Origin of the sequence: Pseudomonas sp. TH15 (assembly GCF_016651105.1) — a bacterium.
Classification (GTDB): Bacteria; Pseudomonadota; Gammaproteobacteria; order Pseudomonadales; family Pseudomonadaceae; genus Aquipseudomonas.
Map to the genome: position 1 here is coordinate 2,367,728 of NZ_JAEKEL010000001.1, position 16,408 is coordinate 2,384,135.

Consider the following 16,408-nt stretch of genomic DNA (forward strand, 5'->3'; position numbering starts at 1 on the left):
TGCATCGTGCGTAAGTTGACTCAATTGGTTCTCCTGGCGACCGTACTGGTAGCAGGTCCGGCTTTTGCCGACATGAAAATCGCTGTACTGAACTATCAGATGGCCCTGCTGGAATCCGACGCGGCCAAGAAGTACGCCGTGGATGCCGAGAAAAAGTTCGGCCCGCAGCTGACCAAGCTCAAGACGCTGGAAAGCAGTGCCAAAGGTATCCAGGACCGTCTGGTAGCCGGTGGCGACAAGATGCAGCAAGGCGAGCGTGAGCGTCTGGAGCTTGAATTCAAGCAAAAGGCTCGTGACTTCCAGTTCCAGTCCAAGGAATTGAACGAAGCCAAAGCCGTTGCTGACCGTGAAATGCTGAAGCAGCTCAAGCCGAAACTGGACAGCGCTGTGGAAGAAGTCATCAAAAAAGGTGCTTTTGACCTGGTCTTCGAGCGTGGCGCAGTGATTGATGTCAAACCTCAGTACGACATCACTCGCCAGGTTATCGAGCGCATGAATCAGCTGAAGTAATCCATGACAGCGACTATAAAGCTTGGCCAATTGGCCGAGTTCCTCGGCGCCACCCTGAGTGGCGACCCGGAGAAAGAAATTACTGGGCTAGCCACTTTGCAAGAGGCTGGCCCAGCTCAGTTGAGCTTTCTGGCAAACCCTCAATACCGTAAATACCTGGCGGACAGTCAGGCCGCAGCCCTGTTGCTGAAGGCCGCTGACGCTGAAGGTTTTGTCGGTAATGCGCTGATCGTGCCTGATCCGTACTTGGCTTACGCGCGAATTTCCCACCTGTTCGATCCCAAGCCAAAGGCGGCTGCCGGTATTCATCCGACAGCGGTGGTGGCAGCGGACGCGGTGGTTGATCCGGCGGCGAGCATCGGTGCCTTTGCGGTGATTGAAAGTGCGGCGCGAATTGCTGCGGGTGTGACCGTCGGGGCTCATTGCTTCATCGGCGCTCGCTGCGAGATCGGTGAGGGCGGCTGGCTGGCTCCACGGGTCACGCTGTATCACGATGTGCGTATCGGCAAGCGTGTAGTGATTCAGTCGGGTGCCGTACTCGGTGGCGAAGGTTTCGGTTTTGCCAACGAGAAAGGTGTCTGGCAGAAAATTGCCCAGATCGGTGGCGTGCTGGTGGGTGACGACGTGGAGATTGGCGTGAATACCGCCGTCGACCGTGGCGCACTGGCTGATACCATCCTCGGCAACGGTGTGAAGCTCGACAATCAGATTCAGATTGCTCACAACGTCCAGGTTGGAGATCACACCGCCATGGCGGCGTGCGTAGGTATCTCCGGCAGCACCAAGATAGGCAAGCATTGCATGCTGGCCGGTGGCGTCGGGCTGGTGGGGCATATCGAAGTTTGTGACAACGTTTTCCTGACCGGGATGACCATGGTGACCCATTCGATTACCGAGCCGGGTTCCTATTCTTCCGGTACAGCCATGCAACCGGCTGCCGAGTGGCGCAAAAGCGCGGCACGCATCCGTCAGCTCGATGACATCGCGCGGCGTCTGCGACAGCTGGAAAAGCGTGTAGGGGAAGTGACCCCTGACGGTAATGCTTCATCAGATGGCTGATACCATTTTCCATATCAAGTAAGCACAGCCGCTAGACTGCCTCCTTGATTTGCTAGAGGGGCGCGCTTCAGTCGCGCGCTTCCAATCTTTACATAGGCTTCCCCCCGAAATGATGGACATCAACGAGATTCGCGAATACCTGCCTCACCGTTACCCGTTCCTGCTGGTGGACCGGGTTGTGGATCTGGATGTGGAAGGCAAGCGCATTCGCGCCTACAAGAATGTCAGCATCAACGAGCCGTTCTTCAATGGTCACTTCCCTGCGCATCCAATCATGCCAGGCGTGCTGATCATCGAAGCGATGGCTCAGGCTGCCGGGATCCTTGGTTTCAAGATGCTGGACCTGAAACCGGCCGATGGCACCCTGTACTACTTCGTAGGCTCGGACAAACTGCGTTTCCGTCAGCCGGTCAAGCCAGGCGACCAGTTGATCCTTGAAGCCACGTTCATCAGCTGCAAGCGCAAGATCTGGAAGTTTGAATGCCAGGCATCGGTGGACGGCAAGCCGGTATGCTCGGCCGAGATCATCTGTGCGGAACAAAAAGTATGAGTTTGATTGACCCTCGCGCAATCATCGATCCGACGGCCATCCTGGCCGACGGCGTCGAGGTCGGCCCTTGGTCGATCGTCGGCGCAGGTGTGGAAATCGGCGAGGGAACAGTGATCGGGCCGCATGTGATTCTCAAGGGCCCGACCCGAATCGGTAAGCACAACCGCATCTACCAGTTTTCCTCGGTAGGTGAGGACACGCCCGATCTGAAATACAAAGGCGAAGAAACCCGCCTGGTCATCGGTGATCACAACGTCATCCGCGAAGGCGTAACGATTCACCGCGGCACCGTGCAGGACCGTTCGGAAACCACTCTGGGCGATCACAACCTGATCATGGCCTATGCCCACATTGGCCATGACAGCGTTATTGGCAACAATTGCATCCTGGTCAATAACACTGCGTTGGCTGGCCACGTGCACGTTGAAGACTGGGCGATCCTTTCCGGTTTCACTCTGGTTCACCAGTATTGCCATATTGGCGCCCACAGCTTTTCCGGCATGGGCACCGCCATCGGCAAGGACGTCCCGGCGTACGTCACGGTATTCGGTAACCCTGCCGAAGCCCGTAGCATGAACTTTGAAGGGATGCGTCGTCGCGGTTTCAGCGAAGACGCCATCCACGCCCTGCGTCGTGCCTACAAGGTGGTTTACCGCCAGGGCCTGACGGTCGAACAGGCGCTCGCCGAACTGGCCGAACCCTCGGCACAGTTTCCGGAAGTCGCGGTATTCCGTGATTCCATCCAGTCTTCGACTCGCGGCATCACTCGTTAATCATGGCTAATCTGCGTATTGCGCTGGTAGCGGGTGAGGCTTCCGGTGACATTCTGGGCGCCGGTCTGATGCGTGCACTCAAGGCGCAGCACCCGGCGGTGGAGTTCATTGGTGTCGGCGGTCCGCTGATGCAGGCCGAAGGTCTGACCTCGTACTTCCCGATGGAACGCCTTTCGGTCATGGGCCTGGTTGAGGTGCTGGGTCGATTGCGTGAGCTGCTGGCTCGGCGCAAGAAGCTGGTCGCGGACCTGATCGCCGAGAAACCGGACGTGTTCATCGGCATCGATGCCCCGGACTTCAACCTCAATATCGAACTCAAGCTGCGTCAGGCCGGGATCAAGACTGTGCATTACGTCAGCCCGTCGGTCTGGGCCTGGCGGCAGAAGCGGGTGCTGAAGATTCGCGAAGGCTGCGACCTGATGCTGACGCTGTTCCCGTTCGAAGCCAAATTCTACGAAGAGAAGGGCGTGCCGGTGCGGTTTGTCGGGCATTCCCTGGCTGATGCGATTCCGCTTGAAGCCGATCGCGCGGCGGCGCGGGCTGAACTGGGTTTGCCAGACGGTCCGTTAGTCGCGCTGATGCCTGGCAGCCGTGGTGGTGAAGTGGGCCGTCTCGGTGCGTTGTTCCTTGATACCGCCGAGCGCCTGCAGGCCCTGCGTCCCGGCATTCGGTTCGTCATGCCATGCGCGAGCCCCGAACGCCGTGCCCAGCTCGAAGAGCTGCTGGCCGGGCGCGATCTGCCGCTGACCCTGCTCGATGGCAAGTCTCATCTGGCCCTGGCAGCCTGCGATGCGGTGTTGATCGCCTCCGGAACGGCGACGCTTGAAGCGTTGTTGTACAAACGCCCGATGGTGGTTGCCTATCGCCTGGCGCCGCTGACGTTCTGGATTCTCAAGCGCATGGTGAAAAGCCCTTACGTCTCGTTGCCGAACTTGCTGGCCCAGCGCCTGTTGGTGCCTGAGTTGTTGCAGGACGATGCGACCGTCGAAGCCCTGGCCCAGACCTTGTCTCCGTTGATCGAGGGTGGCGAAGAGCAGACTCGCGGCTTCGATGAAATTCACCGGGCCCTGCGTCTGGATGCCTCCAACCAGGCGGCAGATGCCGTACTGAACCTGATCGGCAAAATACAATGAGCAAAACTATGCAGATGGGCCTCGACTTCACACTGGTCGCCGAACTGGAAGAGCTGGTTGCCGGTGTCGACGAAGTCGGTCGCGGCCCGCTCTGCGGCGCCGTGGTCACCGCTGCGGTGATCCTCGACCCGAACCGGCCGATCCTGGGGCTGAACGACTCGAAGAAGCTCACCGAAGCCCGCCGCGAAAAGCTCTACGACGAAATCTGCGAAAAGGCCTTGAGCTGGTGCATCGCTCGGGCCGAAGTCGAAGAAATCGACGAACTGAACATCCTGCATGCCACGATGTTGGCCATGCAGCGCGCCATCGAAGGCCTGCACATTCAGCCGAAACTGGCGATGATCGACGGCAACCGCTGCCCGAAACTGTCCATGCGCTCCGAAGCCGTGGTCAAGGGCGATAGCAAGGTGCCGGCCATCGCCGCCGCGTCGATCCTGGCCAAGGTCAGTCGCGACCGTGAAATGGCCGCATTCGAATTGATTTACCCGGGTTACGGGATCGGTGGCCACAAAGGCTACCCGACGCCCGTTCATCTGGAAGCCTTGGCACGTTTGGGGCCTACCCCGATTCACCGCCGCTCGTTCGCCCCGGTCCGCCTGGCTTATGAGGCGCGGGAAAGTCTGATCGAGAGTTAGTCGCGAGGCTGATGTTTTTTCCAAGGCCCGGTACAATCCGGCGATTTAAAGCGTCACGAGCGCAGGTAAGACAAGGCGAACGGCAGCGAGAAAGCGGAGTTGACGTTAGTCAATGAGCATTTCGAGTTGCCGTTCAACGCTGGATTACCAAGCGCAGTAGCTTTAAACGCCGGATTTCCGGGCCTTGTTGTTTTCACGTTTACAGACAGGATCACTATGCCGGCTTCATTCGTTCATCTACGCCTGCACACTGAATACTCCCTGGTCGACGGTCTGGTGCGGATCAAACCGCTGGTCAAGACCCTGGTCGGCATGAACATGCCTGCCGTGGCGGTCACTGACCAGAACAACATGTGTTCCCTGGTCAAATTCTATAAAGCTTCGATGGGCGCGGGCATCAAGCCTATCTGCGGCGCCGACCTGTGGCTGTCGAACAAGGATCCGGATAATGCCCTGAGCCGGATCAGCCTGCTGGCGATGAACGCCGTGGGTTATCGCAACCTCACCGAACTGATTTCCCGCGGCTTCATCGACGGCCAGCGCAACGGCTCGATCATCATCGAGCGCGAGTGGGTGGCCGAAGCCAGCGAAGGCTTGATCATGCTGTCGGCGGCGAAGGAAGGCGAAATCGGCCTGGCCATGCTTAGCGGCAATCCGGTTGAAGCGGAAACCCTCGCTCGCGAATGGATGACGGTATTCCCGGATCGCTTTTATCTGGAAATCCAGCGCACCAACCGCCCCAACGATGAAGAGCAACTGCACGGTGCCGTGGCCCTGGCCGAGAAAATCGGCGCTCCGCTGGTCGCAACCAACGATGTGCGCTTCATCAAACAGGAAGACTTCGCGGCCCACGAAACCCGCGTTTGCATCGGTGAGGGTCGGGCCCTCGACGATCCGCGGCGTTCGAAGAACTACAGCGATCAGCAGTACCTCAAAAGCGCCGAGGAAATGGCCGAGCTGTTCAGCGATATTCCCGAGGCGCTGGAAAACACCGTCGAGATCGCCAAGCGCTGCAACATCGAAGTGAAGCTGGGCAAGCACTTCCTGCCCAACTTCCCGATCCCCGATGGCATGACCATCGACGAGTATTTCCGCAAGGTGTCCTTCGATGGCCTGGAAGAACGCCTGAGCGTTCTGCTGCCCAAGGACACCACCGAAGACTACGAAGCCAAGCGTCAGGTCTACGTTGATCGGCTGAATTTCGAACTGGATATCATCATCCAGATGGGCTTCCCCGGTTACTTCCTGATCGTGATGGACTTTATCCAGTGGGCCAAGAGCAACGGCGTGCCGGTAGGTCCGGGTCGGGGGTCGGGTGCCGGGTCGCTGGTGGCCTATGTACAGAAGATCACCGACCTCGATCCACTGGAATATGACCTGCTGTTCGAACGTTTCCTTAACCCGGAACGGGTATCGATGCCCGACTTCGACGTCGACTTCTGCATGGACGGGCGTGACCGGGTTATTGAATACGTGGCCGAGAAATACGGCCGCAACGCGGTAAGCCAGATCATCACCTTCGGTTCCATGGCCGCCAAAGCGGTGGTGCGTGACGTTGCGCGGGTGCAGGGCAAGTCCTACGGCCTGGCGGATCGTCTGTCGAAGATGATTCCGTTCGAAGTCGGCATGACCCTGGAAAAAGCCTACGAGCAGGAAGAGATCCTGCGTGACTTCATCAAGGTCGATGAAGAGGCTGCCGAAATCTGGGAAATGGCCCGCAAGCTCGAAGGCGTTGTGCGTAACGTCGGTAAACACGCCGGTGGCGTGGTGATCGCGCCGACCAAGCTGACCGACTTCTCGCCGATCTATTGCGACGAGGCCGGTGATGGCCTGGTAACCCAGTTCGACAAGGACGACGTTGAGGCTGCCGGTCTGGTGAAGTTCGACTTCCTCGGTCTGCGGACCCTGACGGTCATCGACTGGGCGCTGAAAACCATCAACCGCGATCGCGCCAAGGTTGATGAGCCGCCACTGGACATCGCGTTCATCCCGCTGGACGACAAACCGACCTACACGCTGCTGCAAAAAGCCGAAACCACGGCGGTGTTCCAGCTCGAGTCCCGGGGCATGAAAGAGCTGATCAAAAAGCTCAAGCCCGACTGCCTGGAAGACTTGATCGCACTCGTGGCCCTGTTCCGTCCGGGCCCGCTGCAGTCAGGCATGGTGGACGACTTTATCAACCGTAAGCACGGTCGCGCTGAACTGGCGTACCCGCACTCGGACTACCAGTACGAAGGCCTCAAGCCGGTATTGGCGCCGACTTACGGCATCATCCTGTATCAGGAACAGGTGATGCAGATTGCCCAGGTCATGGCCGGTTACACCCTCGGTGGTGCGGACATGCTGCGTCGGGCCATGGGTAAGAAAAAACCCGAAGAAATGGCCAAGCAACGCGGTGGTTTCATTGAAGGCTGCACCGCTAACAACATCGATCCGGACCTGTCCGGTAACATTTTCGACCTGGTGGAAAAATTCGCCGGTTACGGTTTCAACAAATCTCACTCGGCTGCTTATGGCCTGGTGTCATACCAAACGGCGTGGCTGAAAACCCACTACCCGGCGCCGTTCATGGCCGCGGTACTGTCGGCGGATATGCACAACACCGACAAGGTCGTGACCTTGATCGAAGAAATTCGCACCATGAAGCTGCGTCTCGACGCGCCGGATGTGAATACTTCGGAATTCAAGTTCACGGTGAACGACGAAGGCCGGATCATTTACGGCCTCGGCGCGATCAAAGGTGTGGGTGAAGGTCCGGTGGAGGCGATCACCGAGGCGCGTCAAGCGGGTCCGTTCAAGGATCTGTTCGACTTCTGCGCCCGTGTCGACCTCAAGCGTATCAACAAGCGGACCCTGGACGGTTTGATCCGCAGCGGTGCGCTGGATCGTCTCGGTCCTTACTTCCATGACGAGCAGAAAGCCTACCAGGCCAACATCGACCGTAACCGGGCGGTCTTGCTGAATGCCATGGAAGGGGCGATCAAGGCAGCCGAACAAACCGCGCGTACCAAAGACAGCGGTCACGTCGATCTGTTTGGCGGCTTGTTCGTCGAAGAAGACGCCGATGTCTACGCCAATCACCGCAAGGCCAAGGAACTGACCCTCAAGGAACGCCTGAAGGGCGAGAAAGACACCTTGGGCCTGTACCTGACCGGTCACCCGATCGACGAATACGAAGGCGAGATCCGCCGTTTCGCCCGCCAGCGCATCATCGACCTGAAACCGGCGCGCGATACCCAGACTGTCGCGGGGATGATCATCGCCCTGCGGGTCATGAAGAACAAAAAGGGCGACAAGATGGGTTTCATTACCCTCGACGACCGCTCGGGCCGGATCGAGGCGTCGTTGTTCGCCGAGGCATTCCATTCCGCGCAGTCGCTGTTGCAGACCGATGCGATGGTGGTGGTCGAAGGCGAAGTCAGCAACGACGACTTCTCTGGCGGCCTGCGGCTGCGGGTCAAGCGGGTGATGAGCATGGAAGATGCGCGCACCAACCTGGCCGAAAGCCTGCGCTTGAAGCTGCAGACCCAGGATTTGAAGGGCGATCAGCTACGCTGGCTCGGTGAGCTGTTCAAGCGTCACCGAGGTGCGTGTCCGATCACCATGGAATACACCAGTCCCGATGCGAAGGCCTTGCTGCAGTTCGGCGAGACCTGGCGAATCGACCCGGCGGATGCCTTGATTCAAGCTCTGCGTGACCAGTTCGGGCGAGACAACGTCTTCCTCCAATACCGTTGACGGTCAGGTGGCATTCTTTACCATTAAGAGCATGGCCTGATCTCGACTCAATTTTTAATCTCGACCTGAACGCGCCTCTCCCTTAAGGTAGGGCGCGAATAGACAACCGGCCGGCCCAAGCTCTCTTGGATGTCGACCCAAGACGGACGCCTATGAACCCGAATTTTCTAGATTTCGAACAGCCGATCGCCGACCTGCAAGCCAAGATCGAAGAGTTGCGCTTGGTCGGTAATGACAATTCGCTGAATATCGGCGATGAGATTTCCCGCCTGCAGGACAAAAGCAGCACGCTGACCGAAGACATCTTCGGCAAGCTGACCAGTTGGCAGATCGCGCGTCTGGCGCGTCACCCGCGCCGCCCGTACACCCTGGACTACATCGAACACATCTTCACCGAGTTCGACGAACTGCACGGCGATCGTCACTTCTCTGACGACGCTGCCATCGTTGGCGGTATCGCCCGTCTGGACGACCAGCCAGTAATGATCATCGGTCACCAGAAAGGCCGTGAAGTGCGCGAGAAGGTTCGCCGCAACTTCGGCATGCCGCGTCCGGAAGGCTACCGCAAGGCCTGCCGCCTGATGGAAATGGCCGAGCGCTTCAAAATGCCGATCCTGACCTTCATCGACACCCCGGGTGCTTACCCTGGTATCGACGCCGAAGAGCGCAACCAGAGTGAAGCGATTGCCTGGAACCTGCGCGTCATGGCGCGTCTGAAGACCCCGATCATCGCCACCGTCATCGGTGAAGGTGGTTCGGGTGGTGCGTTGGCGATCGGCGTTTGTGATCAACTGAACATGCTGCAGTACTCGACCTACGCGGTGATTTCGCCGGAAGGTTGCGCTTCGATTCTGTGGAAAACCGCCGAGAAAGCACCGGATGCCGCTGAAGCCATGGGCATCACCGCCGAGCGCCTGAAAGGCCTGGGCATCGTCGACAAAGTGATCGGCGAGCCTTTGGGCGGCGCCCACCGCGACCCGGCTGCTGCCGCTGCATCGATCCGCGCCGAGCTGAGCTCGCAACTGGCGATGCTGAAGAAGTTCGACAACGAAGCGCTGCTCAAGCGTCGTTACGAGCGACTGATGAGCTACGGTCTCTGATCTGACCTCGGCTTCAATGTGGGAGCGGGATTGCTCGCGAAAGCGGTATAACAGGCAACCAATGTGTTGAATGTTGAGCCGCTTTCGCGAGCAAGCCCGCTCCCACATTTGATTTGCGTGAAGTGATCGATATGAGTCAGTCCATGATTGATCTTCCTGCCAGGCTCCTGCTGAATCTCAAACCTTGGCGCAACGCCAAAGCCTGGCGCATCGCTTTCTCCGGTGGCCTCGACTCCACCGTCCTGTTGCACCTTCTCGCTTATCTCGCAAAAACCGAATCCCTGCCGACGCTCAAAGCCATCCATGTCCATCACGGTCTTCAGGCTGTGGCTGATGCGTGGCCGGAACACTGTCAGTCGATGTGTGATGCGCTGGGTGTAGCGTTGCTGGTCGAGCGCGTGACGGTGCAGCCGGGTGCCAGTCTGGAACGGGCGGCGCGGGATGCGCGATATGCGGTGTTCAGTGCGTTGACGCAAGCTGATGATGTATTGCTGACCGGTCAGCATCGCGATGATCAAGCGGAAACGCTGTTGTTCCGGTTATTGCGTGGCGCCGGTGTGCGCGGGTTGTCAGGGATGCCGAAGCAACGACCGGTGGGGCAGGGCACGTTGATTCGTCCGTTGCTGGATGTCTCGCGGGCCGAGCTGGAAGCTTACGCGCAGGCTCAGCAATTGCACTGGATAGAAGACCCGTCGAATCAGGATCGGCAATTTTCGCGCAACTACCTGCGTCATCAAGTCATGCCGCTGCTGACCGGGCGCTGGCCGCAAGCGCAGGCGAGCATGGCCCGCAGCGCCGCGCATCTGCGTGAGGCGCAAGGCTTGCTTGATGAGTTGGCAAAAATCGATCTGGCGCAGGCCGCGACGGCTCATGATTTCCAATGGCTGGGATTGCCGTCGCTTGAGCTGGCGCCGCTCGCAGCGCTCTCCGCAGCCCGCCAGCGAAATGCTCTCGGTCATTGGCTCGAGCCGTTGACTCGACTGCCTGAGACTGACCATTGGTCGGGTTGGTCGAGTCTGTGCGAAGCCGCTGGCGATGCTTCACCCCTCTGGCGTCTGGCCGATGGCCAGTTGCATCGCAGCGCCGGTCGTGTGTGGTGGCTCAGTGGCGACTGGCTGCGCGCGCCAGTGATCGGCGCTGAGTGGCAGGCGCCATCTTCAGCGCTACGCTTGCCCGATAACGGGTGTGTCATGTTCAGCGGGCAGACTCCTTGCGGGCCATTGCACATCGCTTATCGTGAGGGAGGCGAGGTCATGGATCTGGCCGATCGCGGGCACCGCGACCTCAAGCGTTTGCTCAATGAACGCGGTGTTCCGCCGTTTGCCCGTGGCAGATTGCCGCTGCTCTATCGAGGTGAGCATTTGCTGGCGGTGGCGGGGCTGCGGGGGTTAAACGGCAGTGCGCGGGACGGCTGGGATTTACAGTGGCAGCCACCGAACGAAGATCAAGGTTTGAGCTGAAAGGGGCTTTCCGGTAGACTACGCTCCCTTCTTGATACAACTTCTGTGGATTCGCCTGAATTGCAGGAGTTGCCGATTACCAAGCAGTCTTTGCTGGGCGATTCCAAAAAATGTGTAGCGAGCAACGCACCGGTGTTTCATCTCCCGGTCTGTCCCAACGCGGCGGTTTTTTTGAAAGATGCACTGTGATTAATGCAGGTGATCGGGGGCTTCGGCCTTCCTTCGCTTTCCCCGGCGGCTCGGACCGCTTTAACGCAGACTTCTAGGGTTTTTCATGACGCGCTACATATTCGTCACGGGCGGTGTTGTTTCTTCATTGGGGAAAGGCATTGCCTCGGCTTCATTGGCGGCCATCCTGGAGGCGCGGGGACTTAAGGTCACCATGCTGAAGCTGGACCCGTACATCAACGTTGACCCGGGCACCATGAGCCCGTTCCAGCACGGTGAAGTGTTCGTCACTCACGACGGCGCCGAGACCGACCTGGACCTGGGTCACTACGAGCGGTTCATCCGCACGACCATGACCCAGAACAACAACTTCACCACCGGCCGTGTCTACGAACACGTCCTGCGCAAAGAGCGCCGTGGTGATTACCTGGGCGCAACCATCCAGGTGATTCCGCACATCACCGACGAAATCAAGCGCCGGATCATCAAGGGCGCCGGCGATGCCGACGTGGCCATGGTCGAGATCGGTGGCACCGTCGGCGACATCGAGTCGCAACCGTTCCTCGAAGCGATCCGTCAATTGCGCTTCGAAGTCGGCGCCAAGCGCGCGATGCTGATGCACCTGACGCTGGTGCCGTACATCGCCACTGCCGGCGAAACCAAAACCAAGCCTACCCAACACTCGGTCAAGGAACTGCGTTCCATCGGCCTGCAACCAGACGTGCTGGTCTGCCGCTCCGATCACCCGATCGACATCTCCTCGCGTCGCAAGATCGCGCAATTCACCAACGTTGAAGAGCGTGCGGTGATCGCGCTGGAAGACGCCGACACCATCTACAAGATCCCGGGCATTCTGCACTCCCAGGGCCTGGATGATTTCGTTGTCGAGCGTTTCGGCCTGCAATGTGGCGGCGCTGATCTGTCCGAGTGGGAAGCCGTGGTCGACGCCAAGCTCAACCCTGAGCACGAAGTCACCATCGCCATGGTCGGCAAGTACATGGAACTGCTGGACGCCTACAAATCGCTGATCGAAGCGATGAGTCACGCCGGCATCAGCAACCGCACCAAGGTCAACCTGCGCTACATCGATTCCGAAGACATCGAAAACCAGGGCACCGCGCTGCTGGAAGGTGTCGACGCGATCCTCGTACCGGGCGGATTCGGTCTGCGCGGCGTGGAAGGCAAGATTACTGCCGTTCAATTCGCTCGCGAAAACAAGGTTCCGTACCTGGGCATCTGCCTGGGCATGCAAGTGGCCGTGATCGAGTTCGCTCGTAACGTGATGGGCTGGAAAGACGCCAACTCCACCGAATTTGATCGCGCCAGCGGTCACCCGGTCGTGGGTCTGATCACCGAGTGGGAAGATGCCACCGGCGCTGTCGAAACCCGTACCGAAACGTCCGACCTGGGCGGCACCATGCGCCTTGGCGCACAGGACTGCCTGCTGGAGCCGGGTTCGCTGGTTCACGATTGCTACGCCAAGGACGTGATCGTCGAGCGTCACCGTCATCGCTACGAAGTGAACAACAATCTGCTGCCGCAAATCATGGCGGCCGGCCTGAAAGTCTCCGGTCGTTCCGGTGATGGCGCGCTGGTAGAAGTGGTTGAAGCCCCGGATCATCCATGGTTCGTCGCTTGCCAGTTCCACCCTGAGTTCACCTCGACACCGCGCGACGGTCACCCGTTGTTCACCGGCTTCGTCAAAGCAGCGTTGACTCAACACCAGAAGAAGGCATAAATCCGATGGCGCAGAAGATCATCCGTGTAGGCGATATCGAGATTGCCAACGACAAGCCAATGGTGCTTTTCGGTGGCATGAACGTGCTGGAAAGCCGCGACATGGCGATGCAGGTCTGCGAAGAATACGTAAAGGTCACCGAGAAACTCGGTATCCCTTACGTGTTCAAGGCCAGTTTCGACAAGGCTAACCGTTCCTCCGTGACCTCTTACCGTGGCCCCGGCCTGGAAGAGGGCATGCGGATCTTCCAGGACATCAAGCAAGCCTTCGGCGTGCCGATCATCACCGACGTCCATGAGCCTGAACAGGCTGCGGTCGTCGCTGAAGTCTGCGACATCATCCAGCTGCCAGCCTTCCTGTCGCGCCAGACCGACCTCGTGGTCGCGATGGCCAAGACCGGCGCGGTGATCAACATCAAGAAAGCCCAGTTCCTTGCACCGCACGAGATGAAACACATCCTGAGCAAGTGCGTGGAAGCGGGTAACGATCAGTTGATCCTCTGCGAACGTGGTTCGAGCTTCGGCTACAACAACCTGGTCGTCGACATGCTCGGCTTCGGCATCATGAAGCAGTTCGAATACCCGGTGTTCTTCGACGTGACTCACGCGCTGCAAATGCCCGGCGGCCGCTCCGATTCCGCTGGCGGTCGTCGCGCCCAGGTCACCGACCTGGCCAAGGCCGGCATCAGCCAGTCGTTGGCGGGCCTGTTCCTTGAAGCCCACCCGGACCCGGACAACGCCAAATGCGACGGCCCTTGTGCCTTGCGTCTGGACAAACTGGAGCCATTCCTGGCCCAGCTCAAAGCTTTGGACGAACTGGTTAAGAGTTTTCCGACGGTAGAAACCGCGTAATCCTCAATTCTCCGGTAAAGTACCGCACGAATTAATGTTCAGGCCCCCGGGCCTGAGCCTTATCGTCCGCAAGCCTGCCCGCTGCACATCACTTGCCGACGGTAAAAGATTTCCTCTAGCTGCGTCGTTTTCGTCAACTTTGGAGTGTTTACAACAATGGCAAAAATCGTCGACATCAAAGGTCGTGAAGTTCTCGACTCCCGTGGCAACCCCACCGTCGAAGCCGATGTGCTTCTCGATAACGGCATCATCGGTAGTGCTTGCGCGCCGTCCGGTGCTTCCACTGGCTCGCGTGAAGCGCTCGAGCTGCGTGATGGCGACAAGAGCCGTTACCTGGGCAAGGGCGTACTCAAAGCCGTAGGCAACATCAACGGTCCGATCCGCGACCTGCTGCTGGGTAAAGACCCAAGCGACCAGAAAGCGCTCGATCACGCGATGATCAAGCTCGACGGTACTGAAAACAAAGGTTCCCTGGGCGCCAACGCGATCCTCGCCGTTTCCCTGGCTGCGGCCAAGGCAGCAGCACAGGACCAGGACCTGCCGCTGTACGCTCACATCGCCAACCTGAACGGCACCCCGGGTGTTTACTCGATGCCGGTTCCGATGATGAACATCATCAACGGTGGCGAGCACGCCGATAACAACGTCGACATCCAGGAATTCATGGTTCAGCCAGTTGGCGCCAAGTCTTTCTCGGAAGGTCTGCGCATGGGCACCGAGATTTTCCATCACCTCAAAGCTGTGCTGAAGGCCCGTGGCCTGAGCACTGCTGTTGGTGACGAAGGTGGTTTCGCGCCGAACCTGGCTTCCAACGAAGACGCTTTGAAAGTGATCTCCGAAGCTGTGGCCAACGCCGGTTACAAGCTGGGCACCGACGTGACCCTGGCACTGGACTGCGCCGCCAGCGAATTCTACGAAGACGGTAAATACAACCTGTCCGGCGAAGGCCAGGTGTTTACCGCTGAAGGTTTCGCGGACTACCTGAAAGGCCTGACCGAGCGTTATCCGATCATCTCCATTGAAGATGGCCTTGACGAGTCCGACTGGGCTGGCTGGAAAATCCTCACCGACAAGATCGGCGAGAAAATCCAACTGGTAGGCGACGACCTGTTCGTAACCAACACCAAGATCCTGAAAGAAGGCATCGATAAAAAGATCGCCAACTCGATCCTGATCAAGTTCAACCAGATCGGCACCCTGACCGAAACCCTGGAAGCCATCCAGATGGCCAAGGCCGCTGGTTACACCGCCGTCATCTCGCACCGCTCCGGCGAAACCGAAGATTCGACCATTGCCGACCTGGCTGTGGGCACCGCGGCTGGCCAGATCAAGACCGGCTCCCTGTGCCGTTCCGATCGCGTTTCCAAGTACAACCAGCTGCTGCGTATCGAAGAGCAGTTGAATGGCAAAGCCAAGTACAACGGCCGCAGCGAGTTCCGCGGCTGAGTGGTAAATAGTAAAAAGACACCGGATTGTGTCGAAAAAATCGCGACAGCGACGGTTTTGCCACTAATCTGATGCCTTATAAGCACAAGCCTGGGTCTTCCAGGCTTCGTGCTATCAGAAGCTTCATAGTTTTGGCATGGCTGTCTTTTTTCACTGGATACCTGATTTCGATGCGCAGTCCCAATTGGTTGTTCCTCATCTTGCTTCTGCTGCTGGCTGGCCTGCAGTACCGCCTGTGGGTGGGAAATGGCAGTCTGGCGCAAGTGGCCGAGCTGACTCAGCAGATCGCGGATCAACACGCTGAGAATGAAGGGTTGCTGGAACGCAATCGGGTCATGGACGCCGAAGTCAGTGAGTTGAAAAAAGGCATGGAGACCGTTGAAGAGCGGGCTCGTCATGAGTTGGGCATGGTCAAGGATGGTGAAACCCTTTACCAGTTGGCTCAATGATCCAGTCGTTACCGGCCTTCTGGGCCGTGATTCCTGCCGCGGGCGTTGGTGCCCGTATGGCCGCGGACCGTCCCAAGCAATACTTGCAACTGGGCGGGCGCACTATTCTCGAACACAGCCTCGGCTGTTTCCTTGATCATCCTGCCCTGAAGGGGTTGGTGGTCAGTCTTGCAATTGATGATCCTTATTGGCCGAACCTGGCCTGTGCCTCTGACCCTCGTATTCAGCGGGTTGAGGGTGGCGCAGAGCGTTCCGGGTCGGTGCTCAATGCGTTGCTGCATTTGCACGCGCTGGGCGCTGATGATGAGGATTGGGTGTTGGTGCATGACTCCGCACGGCCGAACCTGGCGCGTGATGATCTCGATAAGTTACTGAGTGAACTGGCGGATGATCCGGTCGGCGGACTGCTGGCGGTGCCGGCGCGCGATACCTTGAAGCGGGTCGATAAGCACGGTCGTGTTGTTGAAACCGTGGATCGTAGCGTGATCTGGCAAGCCTATACGCCGCAGATGTTTCGCCTCGGCGCGTTGCATCGGGCATTGGCCGACAGTCTGGTGGCCGATGCGGTGATCACTGATGAAGCTTCGGCGATGGAGTGGGCGGGTTTGGCTCCGCGTCTGATCGAAGGGCGGTCCGACAACCTCAAAGTCACGCGCCCCGAAGATCTGGAGTGGTTGCGCCAGCGTTGGGCCAATCGCCGCTGAGTGCTGTGGTGTCTATCAGATTGCTTTCGCGAGCAAGCCCGCTCCCACATTGAAATAGCGTCGGTCCCAGAACCCGCATCCACCCGAGATCAAA

14 protein-coding genes are annotated in these 16,408 nt (G+C 58.8%); all 14 read left to right on the forward strand.

Annotated elements, in window-relative coordinates:
* The first annotated feature begins 6 nt into the window (after positions 1-6).
* The 14 genes from JFT87_RS10575 to ispD all read left to right on the forward strand — a co-directional run bounded on the left by JFT87_RS10575 (position 7) and on the right by ispD (position 16,314).
* A complete protein-coding gene (locus JFT87_RS10575; RefSeq protein ID WP_054047181.1) occupies positions 7-510 on the forward strand; it encodes an OmpH family outer membrane protein in 504 nt (167 codons plus the stop codon).
* Positions 511-513: 3 nt separating this feature from the next.
* Positions 514-1,569 carry a UDP-3-O-(3-hydroxymyristoyl)glucosamine N-acyltransferase gene (gene lpxD / locus JFT87_RS10580; protein WP_201201077.1) on the forward strand — a complete coding sequence of 352 codons (1,056 nt, stop codon included), beginning with the start codon at positions 514-516 and terminating at the stop codon, positions 1,567-1,569.
* A gap of 109 nt (positions 1,570-1,678) precedes the next feature.
* The gene (gene fabZ, locus JFT87_RS10585) at positions 1,679-2,119 is read left to right on the forward strand and encodes a 3-hydroxyacyl-ACP dehydratase FabZ (RefSeq protein ID WP_201195505.1); all 441 of its coding nucleotides are present in this window, start codon (positions 1,679-1,681) and stop codon (positions 2,117-2,119) included.
* Positions 2,116-2,892, forward strand: a complete 777-nt coding sequence (gene lpxA, locus JFT87_RS10590; RefSeq protein ID WP_201201079.1) for an acyl-ACP--UDP-N-acetylglucosamine O-acyltransferase — start codon at positions 2,116-2,118, stop codon at positions 2,890-2,892. Before fabZ ends, lpxA begins: the two co-directional genes overlap by 4 nt.
* Positions 2,893-2,894: 2 nt before the next feature.
* A complete protein-coding gene (lpxB, locus tag JFT87_RS10595; protein ID WP_201201081.1) occupies positions 2,895-4,025 on the forward strand; it encodes a lipid-A-disaccharide synthase in 1,131 nt (376 codons plus the stop codon).
* 8 nt (positions 4,026-4,033) lie between these two features.
* Positions 4,034-4,660 carry a ribonuclease HII gene (gene rnhB, locus JFT87_RS10600; protein WP_201205153.1) on the forward strand — a complete coding sequence of 209 codons (627 nt, stop codon included), beginning with the start codon at positions 4,034-4,036 and terminating at the stop codon, positions 4,658-4,660.
* 216 nt (positions 4,661-4,876) lie between these two features.
* Positions 4,877-8,398: a DNA polymerase III subunit alpha gene (gene dnaE / locus JFT87_RS10605; protein WP_201201083.1), complete on the forward strand. Its 3,522-nt coding sequence runs from the start codon at positions 4,877-4,879 to the stop codon at positions 8,396-8,398.
* A 152-nt stretch (positions 8,399-8,550) separates the two neighbouring features.
* Positions 8,551-9,498 (forward strand): acetyl-CoA carboxylase carboxyltransferase subunit alpha, encoded by a 948-nt coding sequence (locus tag JFT87_RS10610; protein WP_201201085.1) that lies wholly within the window; start codon positions 8,551-8,553, stop codon positions 9,496-9,498.
* Positions 9,499-9,629: 131 nt separating this feature from the next.
* Positions 9,630-10,958 carry a tRNA lysidine(34) synthetase TilS gene (tilS, locus tag JFT87_RS10615; protein WP_201201092.1) on the forward strand — a complete coding sequence of 443 codons (1,329 nt, stop codon included), beginning with the start codon at positions 9,630-9,632 and terminating at the stop codon, positions 10,956-10,958.
* 274 nt (positions 10,959-11,232) lie between these two features.
* Positions 11,233-12,864 carry a CTP synthase gene (locus JFT87_RS10620; protein WP_201201093.1) on the forward strand — a complete coding sequence of 544 codons (1,632 nt, stop codon included), beginning with the start codon at positions 11,233-11,235 and terminating at the stop codon, positions 12,862-12,864.
* Between the two features lie 5 nt (positions 12,865-12,869).
* Positions 12,870-13,715 (forward strand): 3-deoxy-8-phosphooctulonate synthase, encoded by an 846-nt coding sequence (gene kdsA, locus JFT87_RS10625; RefSeq protein ID WP_092272409.1) that lies wholly within the window; start codon positions 12,870-12,872, stop codon positions 13,713-13,715.
* Positions 13,716-13,871: 156 nt separating this feature from the next.
* A complete protein-coding gene (gene eno, locus JFT87_RS10630; protein ID WP_201201094.1) occupies positions 13,872-15,161 on the forward strand; it encodes a phosphopyruvate hydratase in 1,290 nt (429 codons plus the stop codon).
* A gap of 170 nt (positions 15,162-15,331) precedes the next feature.
* Positions 15,332-15,610, forward strand: coding sequence for a cell division protein FtsB (gene ftsB / locus JFT87_RS10635; protein ID WP_201195494.1), 279 nt, complete (start codon positions 15,332-15,334; stop codon positions 15,608-15,610).
* Entirely contained in the window at positions 15,607-16,314 is a 708-nt protein-coding gene (gene ispD, locus JFT87_RS10640; RefSeq protein ID WP_201201101.1) for a 2-C-methyl-D-erythritol 4-phosphate cytidylyltransferase, read from the forward strand. The genes ftsB and ispD overlap by 4 nt, the downstream gene beginning before the upstream one ends.
* The last annotated feature ends 94 nt before the right edge of the window (positions 16,315-16,408 follow it).

Bases quoted from the DNA above. Each gene is read 5' to 3' on its own strand.
- eno (WP_201201094.1), top strand. From the start codon at position 13,872: ATGGCAAAAATCGTCGACATCAAAGGTCGTGAAGTTCTCGACTCCCGT.
- kdsA (WP_092272409.1), top strand. From the start codon at position 12,870: ATGGCGCAGAAGATCATCCGTGTAGGCGATATCGAGATTGCCAACGAC.
- lpxB (WP_201201081.1), top strand. From the start codon at position 2,895: ATGGCTAATCTGCGTATTGCGCTGGTAGCGGGTGAGGCTTCCGGTGAC.
- tilS (WP_201201092.1), top strand. From the start codon at position 9,630: ATGAGTCAGTCCATGATTGATCTTCCTGCCAGGCTCCTGCTGAATCTC.
- lpxA (WP_201201079.1), top strand. From the start codon at position 2,116: ATGAGTTTGATTGACCCTCGCGCAATCATCGATCCGACGGCCATCCTG.
- JFT87_RS10610 (WP_201201085.1), top strand. From the start codon at position 8,551: ATGAACCCGAATTTTCTAGATTTCGAACAGCCGATCGCCGACCTGCAA.
- JFT87_RS10620 (WP_201201093.1), top strand. From the start codon at position 11,233: ATGACGCGCTACATATTCGTCACGGGCGGTGTTGTTTCTTCATTGGGG.
- rnhB (WP_201205153.1), top strand. From the start codon at position 4,034: ATGCAGATGGGCCTCGACTTCACACTGGTCGCCGAACTGGAAGAGCTG.
- fabZ (WP_201195505.1), top strand. From the start codon at position 1,679: ATGATGGACATCAACGAGATTCGCGAATACCTGCCTCACCGTTACCCG.
- lpxD (WP_201201077.1), top strand. From the start codon at position 514: ATGACAGCGACTATAAAGCTTGGCCAATTGGCCGAGTTCCTCGGCGCC.
- ispD (WP_201201101.1), top strand. From the start codon at position 15,607: ATGATCCAGTCGTTACCGGCCTTCTGGGCCGTGATTCCTGCCGCGGGC.
- ftsB (WP_201195494.1), top strand. From the start codon at position 15,332: ATGCGCAGTCCCAATTGGTTGTTCCTCATCTTGCTTCTGCTGCTGGCT.
- dnaE (WP_201201083.1), top strand. From the start codon at position 4,877: ATGCCGGCTTCATTCGTTCATCTACGCCTGCACACTGAATACTCCCTG.